The 13,666-nt window shown below is 65.7% G+C and carries 17 protein-coding genes; 8 read left to right on the forward strand and 9 right to left on the reverse strand.

All coding sequences use genetic code 11. From position 1 onward, the window contains the following. Nucleotides 1–31: 31 nt before the first annotated feature. Genes accC through aroQ form a run of 3 tightly spaced genes read right to left on the reverse strand, consistent with a single transcriptional unit; the run spans nt 32 to nt 2,321 of the window. Complete coding sequence (gene accC / locus ASE82_RS11335) at nt 32–1,384, reverse strand: acetyl-CoA carboxylase biotin carboxylase subunit (protein ID WP_056062974.1); 1,353 nt, start codon at nt 1,382–1,384, stop codon at nt 32–34. Further along, the gene (gene accB, locus ASE82_RS11340; RefSeq protein WP_056050738.1) at nt 1,384–1,872 is read right to left on the reverse strand and encodes an acetyl-CoA carboxylase biotin carboxyl carrier protein; all 489 of its coding nucleotides are present in this window, start codon (nt 1,870–1,872) and stop codon (nt 1,384–1,386) included. The genes accC and accB overlap by 1 nt, the downstream gene beginning before the upstream one ends. 14 nt (nt 1,873–1,886) lie before the next feature. Next, on the reverse strand, nt 1,887–2,321 hold the full coding sequence (gene aroQ, locus ASE82_RS11345; RefSeq protein ID WP_056062978.1) for a type II 3-dehydroquinate dehydratase: 435 nt from the start codon (nt 2,319–2,321) through the stop codon (nt 1,887–1,889). Nucleotides 2,322–2,442: 121 nt separating this feature from the next. On the opposite strand from aroQ, the gene thiS reads away from it, so the two are divergent. The 3 genes from thiS (at nt 2,443) to ASE82_RS11360 (ending at nt 4,654) form a co-directional block, all read left to right on the forward strand. Next, nucleotides 2,443–3,435 (forward strand): sulfur carrier protein ThiS, encoded by a 993-nt coding sequence (thiS, locus tag ASE82_RS11350; protein WP_082441445.1) that lies wholly within the window; start codon nt 2,443–2,445, stop codon nt 3,433–3,435. Nucleotides 3,436–3,546: 111 nt separating this feature from the next. Beyond that, nucleotides 3,547–3,729 (forward strand): CsbD family protein, encoded by a 183-nt coding sequence (locus tag ASE82_RS11355; RefSeq protein WP_056050734.1) that lies wholly within the window; start codon nt 3,547–3,549, stop codon nt 3,727–3,729. Nucleotides 3,730–3,991: 262 nt separating this feature from the next. Further along, complete coding sequence (locus ASE82_RS11360; RefSeq protein WP_056062980.1) at nt 3,992–4,654, forward strand: HAD-IA family hydrolase; 663 nt, start codon at nt 3,992–3,994, stop codon at nt 4,652–4,654. A gap of 18 nt (nt 4,655–4,672) precedes the next feature. Here ASE82_RS11360 and ASE82_RS11365 read toward each other — a convergent pair whose 3' ends face one another. From ASE82_RS11365 to ASE82_RS11385, 5 genes are all read right to left on the reverse strand, one after another. Next, nucleotides 4,673–4,858, reverse strand: a complete 186-nt coding sequence (locus ASE82_RS11365) for a hypothetical protein (protein WP_056062983.1) — start codon at nt 4,856–4,858, stop codon at nt 4,673–4,675. Between the two features lie 67 nt (nt 4,859–4,925). After that, entirely contained in the window at nt 4,926–5,930 is a 1,005-nt protein-coding gene (locus tag ASE82_RS11370) for an alpha/beta hydrolase (RefSeq protein WP_056062988.1), read from the reverse strand. Nucleotides 5,931–6,004: 74 nt separating this feature from the next. Continuing rightward, complete coding sequence (locus ASE82_RS11375) at nt 6,005–6,430, reverse strand: MAPEG family protein (RefSeq protein WP_056062990.1); 426 nt, start codon at nt 6,428–6,430, stop codon at nt 6,005–6,007. A gap of 197 nt (nt 6,431–6,627) precedes the next feature. Further along, nucleotides 6,628–7,689, reverse strand: a complete 1,062-nt coding sequence (locus tag ASE82_RS11380) for a 1,9-bis(guanidino)-5-aza-nonane synthase (RefSeq protein WP_056048328.1) — start codon at nt 7,687–7,689, stop codon at nt 6,628–6,630. 147 nt (nt 7,690–7,836) lie between these two features. After that, nucleotides 7,837–9,072: a type III PLP-dependent enzyme gene (locus ASE82_RS11385; RefSeq protein ID WP_056062993.1), complete on the reverse strand. Its 1,236-nt coding sequence runs from the start codon at nt 9,070–9,072 to the stop codon at nt 7,837–7,839. A gap of 137 nt (nt 9,073–9,209) precedes the next feature. On the opposite strand from ASE82_RS11385, the gene ASE82_RS11390 reads away from it, so the two are divergent. Together ASE82_RS11390 and ASE82_RS11395 are read left to right on the forward strand one after the other, a co-directional pair. Continuing rightward, a complete protein-coding gene (locus ASE82_RS11390) occupies nt 9,210–10,172 on the forward strand; it encodes a threonine ammonia-lyase (protein ID WP_200910714.1) in 963 nt (320 codons plus the stop codon). Continuing rightward, nucleotides 10,169–10,348 (forward strand): hypothetical protein, encoded by a 180-nt coding sequence (locus tag ASE82_RS11395; protein ID WP_056063000.1) that lies wholly within the window; start codon nt 10,169–10,171, stop codon nt 10,346–10,348. The genes ASE82_RS11390 and ASE82_RS11395 overlap by 4 nt, the downstream gene beginning before the upstream one ends. 144 nt (nt 10,349–10,492) lie before the next feature. On the opposite strand, the gene ASE82_RS11400 is transcribed toward ASE82_RS11395, so the two are convergent. Continuing rightward, nucleotides 10,493–11,149 (reverse strand): alpha/beta hydrolase, encoded by a 657-nt coding sequence (locus ASE82_RS11400; protein WP_056048342.1) that lies wholly within the window; start codon nt 11,147–11,149, stop codon nt 10,493–10,495. A gap of 81 nt (nt 11,150–11,230) precedes the next feature. Between ASE82_RS11400 and ASE82_RS11405 the strand changes: the two genes are divergently transcribed. From ASE82_RS11405 to ASE82_RS11415, 3 genes are read left to right on the forward strand one after another with little or no spacing between them, the layout of a single operon-like run. Next, nucleotides 11,231–12,274 carry a cysteine desulfurase family protein gene (locus ASE82_RS11405; RefSeq protein ID WP_268795421.1) on the forward strand — a complete coding sequence of 348 codons (1,044 nt, stop codon included), beginning with the start codon at nt 11,231–11,233 and terminating at the stop codon, nt 12,272–12,274. Then, complete coding sequence (locus tag ASE82_RS11410) at nt 12,271–13,359, forward strand: cysteine desulfurase family protein (protein ID WP_056063006.1); 1,089 nt, start codon at nt 12,271–12,273, stop codon at nt 13,357–13,359. The genes ASE82_RS11405 and ASE82_RS11410 overlap by 4 nt, the downstream gene beginning before the upstream one ends. Continuing rightward, nucleotides 13,356–13,661, forward strand: a complete 306-nt coding sequence (locus ASE82_RS11415; protein ID WP_056063439.1) for a 2Fe-2S iron-sulfur cluster-binding protein — start codon at nt 13,356–13,358, stop codon at nt 13,659–13,661. Before ASE82_RS11410 ends, ASE82_RS11415 begins: the two co-directional genes overlap by 4 nt. The last annotated feature ends 5 nt before the right edge of the window (nt 13,662–13,666 follow it).

Here is a 13,666-nt window from a genome sequence, read left to right on the forward strand (position 1 = left end):
GCGGGAGAACAAGCTTAGTACCGTAGGGAAGTTAAGCCCCCTGCTTGGCCAACCACTCTTCCAGCCACTTGATCGTGTACGCGCCTTCCTGAAACTCGGGATCGTCTAGCAGTGCACGGTGCAGCGGGATCGTCGTCGTGACGCCCTCGATCACCATCTCCTCGAGCGCACGTCGCAACCGGCGCAGCGCGCCCTGCCGAGTCGTCCCGTAGACGATCAGCTTGGCGATCATCGAGTCGTAGTAAGGCGGCACGCGATACCCCGCATACAGCCCGCTATCGACGCGCACATGCATCCCGCCCGGCGCGTGATACACCTTCACCAGCCCCGGCGACGGTGCGAACGTGCGCGGGTCCTCGGCGTTGATGCGGCATTCGATCGCATGGCCGCGGAACTGGACGTCTTCCTGACGGAGCGTCAGCGGATGACCTTCGGCGACGCGGATCTGCTCGCGCACAAGGTCCAGCCCGGTGATCATCTCGGTCACCGGATGCTCGACCTGGAGCCGGGTGTTCATCTCGATGAAGTAGAACTCGCCCGCTTCCCATAGGAACTCGATCGTCCCCGCGCCGCGATAGCCCATGTCGGCCATCGCCTTGGCGACGATCCCGCCCATCCGCTCGCGCTCTTCGGCGGTAATGATAGGCGAGGGCGCTTCCTCGAGCACCTTCTGGTGGCGGCGCTGCAACGAGCAGTCGCGCTCGCCCAGGTGGATCGCGTTACCCTCACCGTCGCCGAAGATCTGGAATTCGATATGACGCGGATTGCCGAGGTATTTTTCCATGTAGACGGTGGCGTCGCCGAACGCGGCCTTCGCCTCGCTGCCGGCCTGCTGCATCTGCGTTTCGAGATCGTCGGGGTCGTTGACGACCTTCATGCCGCGGCCACCGCCGCCGGACGCCGCCTTGATGATCACCGGGTAGCCGATCGACTCTGCGATCCGCTTGGCCTCGGCGATGTCGCTGATCGCGCCGTCGGAGCCGGGGACGAGCGGTAGCCCGAGTGCGCCCGCGGTGCGCTTCGCTTGGACCTTGTCGCCCATCGTGCGGATGTGCTCAGGCTTCGGGCCGACGAACAGGATGTTGTGCAGTTCGACGATCTCGGCAAACTGTGCGTTTTCGCTGAGGAAGCCGTAGCCCGGATGGATCGCGTCCGCGCCCGAGATTTCAGCGGCCGAAATGATGTTCGGGATGTTCAGATAGCTGTCCGCGGCGGACGGCGGTCCGATGCAGATCGCCTCGTCTGCGAGCCGGACGTGCATCGCGTCGGCGTCGGCGGTCGAATGCACCGCCACCGTCTTGATGCCCATCTCATGGCAGGCACGGTGGATCCGCAGCGCGATCTCGCCGCGATTCGCGATGAGCAGCTTCTTGATTTGCGGCATTATTCCACCACGACCAGCGGCTGGTCGAACTCGACCGGCTGGCCGTTCTCGACCAGGATCGCGGTCACGGTGCCGGCCGACGGCGCGACGATCGTGTTCATCACCTTCATCGCCTCGATGATCAGCAGCGTGTCGCCCGCATTGACCTTCTGGCCGACCGTCGAGAACGGCTTCGCCTCGGGGTTGGCGGCGAGATAGACGGTGCCGACCATCGGCGACTTGACCGCGCTCGCGCTGATCGCGGGGGCGGATGCGCCAACCTCGGCCTGCGGGATCGACAGCGGCGCAGACACAGGGGCCGGGGCGGGCGCCTGTGCATAATGCGCGACGGGGGCAGCCTGGGCGGCCTTGCGCGCGACGCGGATCCGGCGCGAGCCATCCTCGACCTCGATCTCGGTCAGCTGCGTGGTGTCGAGCAGTTCGGCGAGCTGGCGCACCAGGGTCACATCGACCTGCATCGCACCGGTGTTTTCGGTTGTATCGTTCATGGCGGGGCCTCCTGTCAGAACCGTGCGACGGCTTCAAGCGCGAGCAGATACGAAAGCGCGCCGAAACCCGCGATCGTGCCCTTCGCGGCCTGACCGACCAAGCTCACATGCCTGAACGATTCACGCTTGTGGGGATTGGAAAGATGCACTTCGATCACCGGCGTCTTCACGCCCTTAATCGCGTCGTGCACCGCGACCGAGGTATGCGTGAACGCGCCCGCGTTGAGGATCACGGCCTTTGCTCCGCGCGCCTGCGCCTCCTGGATCCAGTCAACGAGGTGCCCCTCGTGATTCGACTGGCGCATGTCGATCTCCAGATCGAGCTCGCGGGCGCGGTCCTCCAGCATCCCGGCGATATCGTCGAGCGTCTCGTCGCCATAGATCTCCGGCTCGCGCGTTCCCAGCAGGTTGAGGTTGGGGCCGTTCAGGACGAATATCGTATCGGGCAAGGGCGGCCTTTCGGTTGCGGGTGCTGCGGAGCGGTCTCTATATGCGCGTCACGCCATTCCTTACAGGCCCGTCTCGCGACAAGTCGAGCCGCGCCGTCGCTATATAGTGGACCATACACCCATGCCCCATTCCGATGGCACCGTCTCGATCACCGTCAACGGCGAACACAAGCGGGTGTCCGCCGGGCTGTCGCTGGCCGGTCTCGCGACCGAACTGGGGCTCGTGCCCGAGAAGATCGCGGTTGAACGCAACATGGAGGTCGTGCCGCGCTCGACACTGGCGGACGTTATGGTCGAGGACGGCGACGACTTGGAAATCGTGCACTTCGTCGGTGGAGGTGACCATGAGGACAGCTGGACGGTCGCAGGCCAGACGTTCAAGTCGCGACTGATCGTCGGCACCGGCAAGTACAAGGATTTCGCCCAGAACGCCGCTGCGGTCGAGGCGTCGGGCGCGGAGATCGTCACGGTCGCGGTCCGCCGCGTCAACGTCTCGGATCGCAACGCGCCGATGCTGACCGACTTCATCGACCCCAAGAAGATCACCTACCTCCCCAATACCGCGGGCTGCTTCGACGCCGAATCGGCGATTCGCACGCTCCGATTGGCGCGCGAGGCGGGCGGCTGGGAACTGGTGAAGCTCGAAGTGCTCGGCGAGGCGAAGACGCTCTATCCCGACATGGTCGAGACGCTGCGCGCGACCGAGATCCTTGCAAACGAGGGCTTCAAGCCGATGGTCTATTGCGTCGACGATCCGATCGCCACCAAGCGCCTCGAGAACGCCGGCGCGGTCGCGATCATGCCGCTCGGCGCACCGATCGGCTCAGGGCTCGGCATCCAGAACCGCGTGACGATCCGGTTGATCGTCGAGGGGGCAGGGGTGCCCGTGTTGGTCGACGCCGGCGTCGGCACCGCGTCGGATGCGGCGGTGGCGATGGAGCTAGGCTGCGACGGCGTGCTGATGAACACCGCCATCGCAGAGGCCAAGGACCCGCTGATGATGGCGGCGGCGATGAAGGCGGCGGTCGAATCGGGCCGGCTCGCCTACCGCGCGGGGCGGATGGGACAGCGTCGCTATGCCGATCCGTCGAGTCCGCTGGCGGGGCTAATCTGAAACATAGGTCATGACGCAAACGTCACGGAACCCTCGGTAAAGACGGCCGTTATACCTTCGCAAGTTCAAGCGGCCCGGTTGGCGGGCCCGCACAAGCAAGTGGAGGCTCTGATGGGCGAGTTCACCGACAAGGTCGCAGCTGCAGGCAACAAGGTTGCAGGCAACGTCAAGGAAGCCGTCGGCAAGGCGACTGACAACGAGAAGCTGGTAGCCGAAGGCGAAGCGCAGCAGGCCAAGGGCACTGCGCAGAACGTCAAGGGCAGCGTCAAGGGCGCACTCGGCGACGACATCTAAGCTTTAGCTTGGTGTAGGAATACAGGCCGCTTCGGGAAACCGGGGTGGCCTTTTCTTTGTGTGGTGTGTCGAGACTGCACCGCTACCCACAACCACGACCACCCCGGCGAAGGCCGGGGCCCAAGTGGGGGACGATACTGAATAAGGACGGCGAGCCGTTACCTAGGACATGCCAATTGGGCCCCGGCCTTCGCCGGGGTAGTGCGGAGCGCTGAACCAAACTTCCTTGATCAACCGCCCAACCTCCCCCACGAGCACCCGAATGACCCTCCCGACCCGCAGCTACGCCGCGTTCCTGTTCGACATGGACGGCACCATCCTCACCTCGATCGCCTCGGCCGAGCGGACCTGGACCAAATGGGCGATCGCGCACGGCCTCGACGCCGCGACATTCGTGCCCACGATCCACGGCGTGCAATCGGTCGAGACGGTCCGACGCCTCAACCTCCCCGGCGTCGACCCGGTCGCCGAGGCAGCCGCGATCACCACCGCCGAGATGCTCGACGTCGGCGATATCGAACCGATCGCCGGTGCCGCCGCATTCCTGGCCAGCTTGCCCCCGGAGCGCTGGACGATCGTCACGTCTGCCCCTCGGGCGCTAGCCGAAGTCCGCCTCGAGGCCGCCGGCCTGCCGATCCCCGCGACGATGATTGCCGCGGACGACATCCCCAACGGCAAGCCCGCACCCGATTGTTTCCTGGTCGCAGCCGAACGACTCGGCGTCTCGGCGAGCGATTGCCTGGTGTTCGAGGATGCCCCTGCTGGCATCACGGCTGGCGAGGCAGCGGGTGCGGATGTCCTGGTGATCACGGCGACTCACGGAACGAGCCACCGGCTCGATACGCGTCATCCGCGGATAGACGATTATCTGCACGTGACCACCACGATCACCTCAGACGGTCGACTGGCGGTTACGTCTCGCTGACCGCCACGAACGATCGGCTCAATCCGCATCACCAGATCGCTGCGCCCGCGCGATCAGTTCGTCGAGCGCTGCCTCATCCAGCCGACCAGCCGTGCGCAGCGCCGCTTCGGGAGTCATCGCGATGACTGCCCCGTCCGGCCCGTCGATCACGACCTCGCCATCTTCATGGAAAACGTCGCGGGGTTGGGCATGCGGACTAGTCATCGCGCTCTCCTGATCTTTCAGAATAAACGTCGGTGAGGACGGATGGGTCCGCAATACTGACCCACCGTCAGCCAGCGACCAGTTCGCCCATCCATCGATCGAACAATTGCGGCCACAACGACCCAGGTGACCGAGGCGATAGGCGCGTGCCGAAACCGTGTCCGCCATGCTGGAGGAAGTGCGCCTCGGCGGGGATGCCGGCGCGGCGGGCGGCGGCGAGCGTATCGACGCTGTTGGCGACCGGGACCGTGTTGTCGTCCTCGGTATGCACAAGGAACAGTGGCGGGTCGCCAGCCTTCAACTGTCGGTCGATCGCATAGCGCGCCTGGACCGCGGGCTGCGGATCGGGACCGAGCAGGTTCGCGCGCGATCCGCCGTGGCTGCGGCCGGGATCCATGTTCGAGACCGCGTACATGAGCCCCGCCCAGGCGGGCCGCGCCGAATGTCGGTCGGAGGCGTCGACCGGACGATACGCCTTGAACTCGTGTAGCACCGTCACGGACCCGGCAAGGTGCCCGCCCGCCGAGAAACCCAGCACGCCGAGCTTCTCGGCCCGGATACCGTAGGCGCGCGCATTGGCACGGATCAGCCGCATCGCGCGCTGCGCATCGGCAAGCGGGACGTCGGCGCGATCGGCCCAGCCTTCGCCCGGCAGCCGGTAGCTCAGCACGAACGCGGTGATGCCGAAACCGTTCAGGACGCGCGCGACGTCGATGCCCTCGTTGCGCAGCGAGGTGATCGAATAGCCGCCGCCGGGCACGATCAGGACCGCGCGACCGTCGGGCCGCGCCGGGCGGAACACGCCGACCTCGGGCCGCACAACGCCGCGCATCTGGAAATCGCGATACCCATCGGGGTAGCGCGGCATGCGCGGCTGCGGCACCGGCAGCGGGTTCGGCGCGCCTGGCGGGATACCCGGCCATAGCGCAAATCGTTCTGCGGGCGGCCACATCGGCACGTCCGTAGCGCGAGGCTGAGCAGCAGTGAACTGCGCACCGCTCCGCGCGAATGCAGGAAGCGCCAGCCCGGCGGCGAGGGGGAGGGTGAGCAGCGAACGGCGATCGAAGGTCATGGCGAAATCCTAGACGATCGGATCGCGTTCGGGGAGAGGCGGGGGCCGCGATCGGCGATTATTCGCGGGCTTTCTCAAAACACGGCGAGCGCGGCATGCAGCGTGAGCGCGACGAGCATTAGGCTGGACAGCGTGAAGAAGAGAAAGCGTGCCCTGACGCGGTTGCTGGTCGCCTGCACGAGGCTGTGCGCGATCCGCAGCCCGACATACGCCCATGCGATCCAGGCATTGACGCCGTCGCCCGTGCCGCTGAGCGCAAGCACGGCGCATACCGCGTAGAACAGCGTCGGCTGTTCCATCAGGTGATTGTAGTTGTGCGCCTTCCACTGCACCTGCGGAGGCAGCGATCGATCCGCGTCGGACGCCTTGGTGCCGACGAGCTTGCCCATGTCGACGCCGGCCGCCTTCATCGCCGGCAACCGCGTCGCGAGCGTCCAGCCCAGCATCACCAGCGTCCACGCGATCAGCACGACCATCGGTCGCAGGATGTCGCTGTGCATGAAAAAGCCTCCCCCGGTTATTCGGAGGAGGCTGCATCAATTGCCCGGAAGGGGCAACGGTATCTCTAATCCTCCCCCGTCAGGGGGAGGTGTCGCGAAGCGACGGAGGGGGAGGCGGCGATAACCTTGGCGCCGCATCCTCCCCTCCGTCAGGCAAGCGCCTGCCACCTCCCCCTGGCGGGGGAGGATCGTAAGGTTCAGGCCTTGTCGAAGCTCGCGCCCCACTTGCGGACCGGACGATCCTTCCAGAGCCCACGATGATACGCGTCCGACGCCAGCAGCGGCATCACCGAACCCGCCTCGGCGAACACCATCTGCTCGATGCCGGTGTTTACCTTGCCCCACGAAGCCGCTTCCTGCAGCGTCGACGACGAGCATGCACCGTCGCGCACGTCGGCGACAGTGATCTGCACCGCGTACTTGTGGACCTGGACGTCGTCGTGACCGAGGATCTCGGCGCAGACGACGGTGTCCTGGATGAAGTTCTTCGGCACGCCGCCGCCGATCATCAGCAGGCCGGTGGTGCCCGCCTTGATCTTGATCTCGGTGAGCTCGCGGAAGTCGGCGATCGCGTCGAGGACCATGTACGGCTTGCCCGCCTTCACCGCGTCGACCTGGTGCTTGACCAGACCGAAGCCCGCCGACGAATCGACGAACGCCGGGCAGAAGATCGGCACGTCATGCTCGTAAGCGAGCTTGACGAGGCTGTTCTCCTTCTTGCCGTGCTCGACGAGGTACTTGCCCATCTCGCGGATGAACTCGCGGCTCGAATAGGCGCGTGGTTCGAGCGTCTCGGCGATCTCGAAGATCGTGTGGTCGACGTGCTGGAGCTCTTCCTCGTCGATGTAGGTGTCGTAGATCCGGTCGATCATCAGCGAGCGCAGCACGTCGTCGTGCGGCACTTCGAGCGCCTGGTAATGCTTGTGGCCGAGGCCCTCGAAGAAATCCATGTCGACGATCGTCGCGCCGGTCGCGACGATGCCGTCGATCATGTTGTTGCGCAGCAGCTCGGCATACAGGTCCATGCAACCGCCGGCGCTGGTCGAGCCCGCGATCACTAGGAAAATCGTGCAGTCCTTGTCGGCCAGCATCTGGTTGTAGATGTCGGTCGCCCGGCCGAGGTCGCGGCTGGTGAACGACATTTTCTTCATCGCGTCGACGATCGGCCGCGCGTCGAAGCTGGTGATGTCGATATGCTCGACGGTGGTGGAAAGGAGTTCCGCCTTGCGCTGCGCGTCGATGCGGGTGTCTTCGGTCATAACATGCTCCATAAATCCCCCTTCCGCTTGCGGGAGGGGTTAGGGGAGGGACTGAAATATCCGCGAACGCCACGCTCGCGGACAAGCCCTCCCCCACCCCTCCCGTAAACGGGAGGGGAGGAAGAAGGGCGCGGTACTAGAAGTTGGTTACAGCTTGACGACGTTCGACGCGAGGTCTTGGAACCGCTCGTCATACAGCGAGACCATCGGCTCGTCGGTCACGATCACCGTCTCGTCCGATCCGAACCCGTTGAACGCGGTCCGCATCGCCGAGCCGTACGCGCCGAGCATGCCGATCTCGATGTAATCGCCGGCCTTCGTATCCGCGGGCAGCATGAACGGGCCGACCATATAGTCCATGTCGTCGCACGTCGGACCATAGAAGCTGAACTCCATGTCCTTCGCGCGGCTGTCCGGCTCGCGGAGCAGTTCGGTCGGGAAACGCCAGCCGATATGCGCCGCATCGAACAGTGCGCCATACGCGCCGTCGTTGATATACAGCTCGGTCCCGCGACGCTTTTCGACGCGCACGATGATCGACGAATATTCCGCGCACAATGCCCGGCCCGGCTCGCACCACAACTCGGACGAATAGCTGACGGGCAGCGATTCGAACGCACGGTGGATCGTCTCGAAGAAATGCTCGAGCGGTGGGGGCTCCATGCCGGGATACGACGACGGGAAGCCGCCGCCGACGTCGATGACGTCGACCGTGACCGCCGCTTCGACGATCGCCGCACGGACGCGCTCCATCGCGTTCGAATAGGCCTCCGGGGTCATCGCCTGCGAGCCGACATGGAAGCAGATGCCCAGTGCATCCGCTGCCTGGCGCGCCGCGAACAGCAGCTCCTTGGCTTCGTGCGGGGCCGCACCGAACTTCGACGCCAGCGACAGCTTCGAATGCTCGGACGACACGCGCAACCGGACGCAGAGCGTCAGATCGGTGGCGGCTTTCGTAGCACGGACGACCTTGTCGAGTTCTTCCAGGCTGTCGAGGCTGAAGGTGCGGACGCCGTGCGTGAAATACGCCTCGGCGATCGCTTCCTCGGCCTTGACCGGGTGCATGAAGCACAGCGTGGCCTCGGGAAGCGTCCGTGCGACCAGGCGCACTTCGGCGATCGACGCCACGTCGTAATGCGTGATGCCATTGTCCCACAGGATCTGCAGGAGTTCGGGAGACGGGTTCGCCTTCACCGCATACATCGAGCGACCCGGGAACTTCTCGACGAAGAACCGAGCGGCGCGCGCAGCAGCGTGCGGACGAACGAGCGTGACCGGATTGACCGGACGCCCTTTAGCGATGTCGATGCCGCTCCCGATGTGGGAGGTGTCGGCGGTCGAATGGGCTTTCGCTAACCCCAGCGCGATATGATGCTTGACCAATTCAAGGGACCTCCAATGTCCTGAGACAAATTACAAAAACACTGCCTTGCGGTTGGAAGTCCCATGGGGCAGCGGAAGCGCGATCTAGGGTTACGCGCCCCCCATGTAAATAGCGTTTGGCGGATAGGAGACGGTGTGTGACGATTTTGCGACAACCGACCCGGGCGGGTGTGCGGGACGCCGCGGAAAAGATCGCCCGCATCCTCCCGCCGACGCCACTGTTCGTCAGTGAAATCAAGGGCGTACTGGTCGCTTTCAAGGCCGAGTCGTTGCAACCAATCGGCGCCTTCAAGATTCGCGGCGCGTGGCATCGGCTCACCGCATTGGACGAGGCGACGCGACAAAAAGGCGTCGTCGCATTCTCCTCGGGCAATCACGCGCAGGGCGTGGCCTGGGCGGCGAAACGGCTTGGCATCGCAGCGACGATCGTGATGCCGTCGGACGCGCCGCGGCTGAAGCGCGAGTCGACGCTGGCGCTGGGTGCAGAGGTGGTGACCTACGATCGCGCCACCGAAAGCCGCGAGACCATCGCCGCGGGGCTGGCGGAGGCGAGGGGCGCAACGCTGGTGCCGAGCTTCGACGACCCGTGGATCATCGAGGGGCAGGGGAGCGCAGGCATCGAGGCAGCCGCACAGATGGCGGCATTGGGGATGGGCGTACCAAGCCGCGTCGTCATTCCGTGCGGCGGCGGCGGCCTTTCGGCAGGCATCGCGCTGGCGTTGAAGGACAGCGCGATCACCGTCGTCGAACCCGAGGGCTGGGACGACATGCGCCGCTCCCTTGAAGCGTCGTGGATCGAACCCGTCGGCCCCAATCCGCCGCCGACCGCCTGTGACTCGCTCCAGACCTTGCGCGTGTCGCCGCTGACCTTCGACGTCCTCTCCCGTCGCGATGCGACCGGCGTCGCCGTCAGTGAGTCGGAGATCGCCGCGGCACAGCGCTGGGCAGCGGAGAAACTGCGTCTGGTGATCGAACCCGGCGGCGCAGTCGGTTTGGCGGCCGTGCTTTCGGGGAGGGTAACGCTCGAACCCGGCCTGCTCGTCATCCTGTCCGGCGGCAACGTCGACCTAGCCGCGTATGCCAAGGCAATAGCCGCATGAACCCCGCACTGACATCCATCGCCGCCGCCGCGCCTGCAATAGCAATGCTGGGCATGTTCGCCTGCCTGATCGGCGGCATCGCGCTGATCGTGAAGAAGCGCGACACGAAGAAGGGCGTCCTGATGCTGATAATGGCCGCAGTCCTGCTAGCCAACGTAGCAATCTGGACCCTCTAACTCCCTCGCCCCTGCGGGGAGAGGGAAGGGGCCCGCCGCACTTGCGGTGGGAAGGGAGAGGGGAATTGGCGCGCGCTCGCCCCTCCCAACTCCCCCTCATCCGACGCTAGCGCGCCACCTTCTCCCCGCGGGGAGAAGGATAAATCACCTAATCGGCGAGTTCGGATCCAACCGCATATCCAGATACTTGTCCACGCTCCCCATCAACTCGGGCATCTCGTGCTCGAAGAAATGGTTCGCCTTCGGGATTGTATCATGATGGATCGTGATATGCTTCTGCGTCCGCAGCTTATCCACCAGCTTCTGCGTCGCCCCAGGCGTCGCGACCTCGTCGGCCTCGCCCTGGATGATGATCCCGCTCGAAGGGCAGGGCGCCAGGAACGTGAAGTCGTACAAATTCGCCGGCGGTGCCACCGAGATGAACCCGCGGATTTCCGGACGGCGCATCAGCAGCTGCATGCCGATCCACGCGCCGAAGCTGACGCCGGCGATCCAGGTCGTCTGCGCCTCGGGGTGGAAGCTCTGCACCCAATCGAGCGCGCTCGCCGCATCGCTCAGTTCGCCGACGCCGTTGTCGAACACGCCCTGGCTCTTGCCGACGCCACGGAAGTTGAACCGCAAGGTCGCGAAGCCACGCCGCTGGAAGGTCTTGTAGAGCTGCTGCACGATCGCGTTGTTCATCGTCCCGCCGGCCGACGGATGCGGGTGCAGGATCATCGCGACGGGTGCGCGCGGACGTGGGCCCGGCGCAAAACGACCTTCGAGACGGCCTTCGGGACCGGGGAAAATGACTTCTGGCATAGGCACTCGCGAGCTGGGATACGCACTCGGGTGGAGTGCCGGAATATGAACGCTATATAGGGTTCGAGCCCCTTTTCGCAATTGGAACCGACCCTGCCTGCTCACGCACCCCGCATCTACCTCGATCACGCCGCCACTACGCCGATGCGCCCCGAGGCCGTCGCGGCGGTTGGCGAGGGCATGGCGCGCTGGGCGAACCCGTCCTCGCCGCATGCCGAGGGACGCGCGGCGCGGGCTGCGCTGGAGGGTGCGCGTAAGCGGATCGCGAGGGCGCTGGACTGGCCCCATCACGTGATCCTGACGAGCGGCGCGAGCGAGTCCACAGCGCTGGCGTTGCGGGGGCGTCCAGGTGTTGCGGTGGCTGCGGTCGAGCATGACGCGGTGCTCCGGGCGGCCGAACAGCCCATGATGCTGGAAGTCGACGCAGGCGGTATCGTTGCAAACGGGGAGGGCGCCCAGACGATCGCACTTCAATCCGCGAACAGCGAAACCGGCGTTCTTCAGGATCGCCCCACCGGCCTCTGGATAGCCGATTGTTCGCAGACCGCCGGCAAGCTCCCGCTGCCCGAAGCGGACATGATCATCGTCTCCGCGCACAAGCTCGGCGGCCCTCCCGGCATCGGCGCGCTGCTAGTCCGCGACCTCGGTCTGCTCGACCCGACCGGCGGGCAGGAGCGCGGCTATCGCGGCGGCACCGAGAACCTGCCCGGCGCGCTCGGGTTCGCCGCCGCGCTCGAATCGCCTCGCGACTGGTTCGCCGACATGGCCGACCTTCGCGCCGAACTCGACGAAGCCATCTTGGCGAGCGGCGGCGAGATCGTTGCGCAAAACTCCCCCCGCATCCCCACGATCGCCTCCTACCGCATGCCCGGCGTCAGTTCCGCCGCCCAACTGATCCGCCTCGATATGGCCGGGTTCGCCGTATCGGCCGGCAGTGCGTGCTCGTCGGGCAGCATGCGCCCCAGCCACGTCCTCGCCGCGATGGGCTATCCCCCCGAAGCCGCCGCCGAAGTCGTCCGCGTCAGCTTCGGCTGGACCACGACACCGGACGACGTTGCGAAGTTCGCCGAAGCCTGGACGCGCATTGCGGCGGACATAAAGCGCCCCGCGAGACTGGGGGCATGACCTACCTCGACTACCAGGCAACCACCCCCCTCGCGCCAGAAGCGCTCGCGGCAATGCTCCCCTGGCTCGAATCACAGCACGCCAACCCGCATTCCCCACACCGCGAAGGCCGCCGCGCCAAAGCGGCGGTTGAAGTCGCGCGCGATCAGATTGCGGCGCTGCTCCCCCCGGGCGGCCGCGTTGCGTTCACCAGCGGTGCGACCGAGGCGCTGAACTGGGCCATCAAGGGAACCGCACCCGGCGATATCGTGACGATCGGCACCGAACACGCTGCTGTGCTCGACAGTGTTGCGGCGCTCGAGAGTGATAAGCGTGTCGTGACCCGGCTGCCGGTCAGCGCAAATGGCATCGTCAAATACGATGCGGCATTTGATGTAGCGATGCCCGGCGTTTCGTTGATTGCCGCCATGTTGGTCAACAACGAGATCGGGGTGGTCCAGCCGATTGAGGACCTAAGCGTGTTGGCCGATTTTGCCGGTGCGCCTTTGCTCTGCGACGCTGTCCAAGGGTTCGGACGCGTTCCGATCCCATCTGGCTGCGATCTGATTGCCATCTCAGCTCACAAAATTCACGGCCCCAAAGGCATCGGCGCACTCTGGATCCGCGATGGCGTCGACCTCGCCCCACTGATGCACGGCGGCGGGCAGGAAGCTCCGGGCCGCTCCGGCACGCTATCACCAGCACTCTGCGCAGGTTTCGGCGTCGCCGCACAACTCATGGCCGAGCGCAAGGACGAGGACGCCGCGCACATCGACCGCCTCTGGTCGCTCGCGCTCGACCGCCTTGGCCCCGGCTGGACGATCAACGGCTCGACCGAACATCGCTACCACGGCAACCTCAACCTCCGCCGCGCAAACCTCGACGTGAACCGCCTGATGTCCGACCTCCGCGACATCGCCTTCTCCGCCGGGTCCGCCTGCGCAAGCGGATCGGGCCGCTCCAGCCACGTCCTCCGCGCGATCGGCCTCACCGAAGCACAGGCGCGGTCCAGCATCCGCCTCGGCTTCGGCCGCTACACCACCGAAACCGAACTCCGCGACGCGGTCGATGCGATCGTTGCCGCAACCGAGGCGCAATGGCCATGATCGTCCGCTTCATCGCCCGCGACGGCACCGCAACGACGACCGCCGCAACCCCCGGCGACCGCCTGCTGGACGCCGCACAGGCGCATAACCAGCCGCTCGAAGGCACCTGCGAAGGCCAGCTCGCCTGCGCGACCTGCCACGTGATCATTGACCCCACCGACTTCGCCCGCCTGCCGCCAGCGAGCGAGGACGAGGAGGACATGCTCGATCTCGCGCCCAATGCGACGCGCACCAGTCGTCTCGCCTGCCAGATCCGCCTCACCGAAGCGCTCGACGGCTTGACCGTCCGCATCCCGGAATAAACGAC

The sequence above is a fragment of the Sphingomonas sp. Leaf230 genome (assembly GCF_001421745.1).
Taxonomy (GTDB): domain Bacteria; phylum Pseudomonadota; class Alphaproteobacteria; order Sphingomonadales; family Sphingomonadaceae; genus Sphingomonas.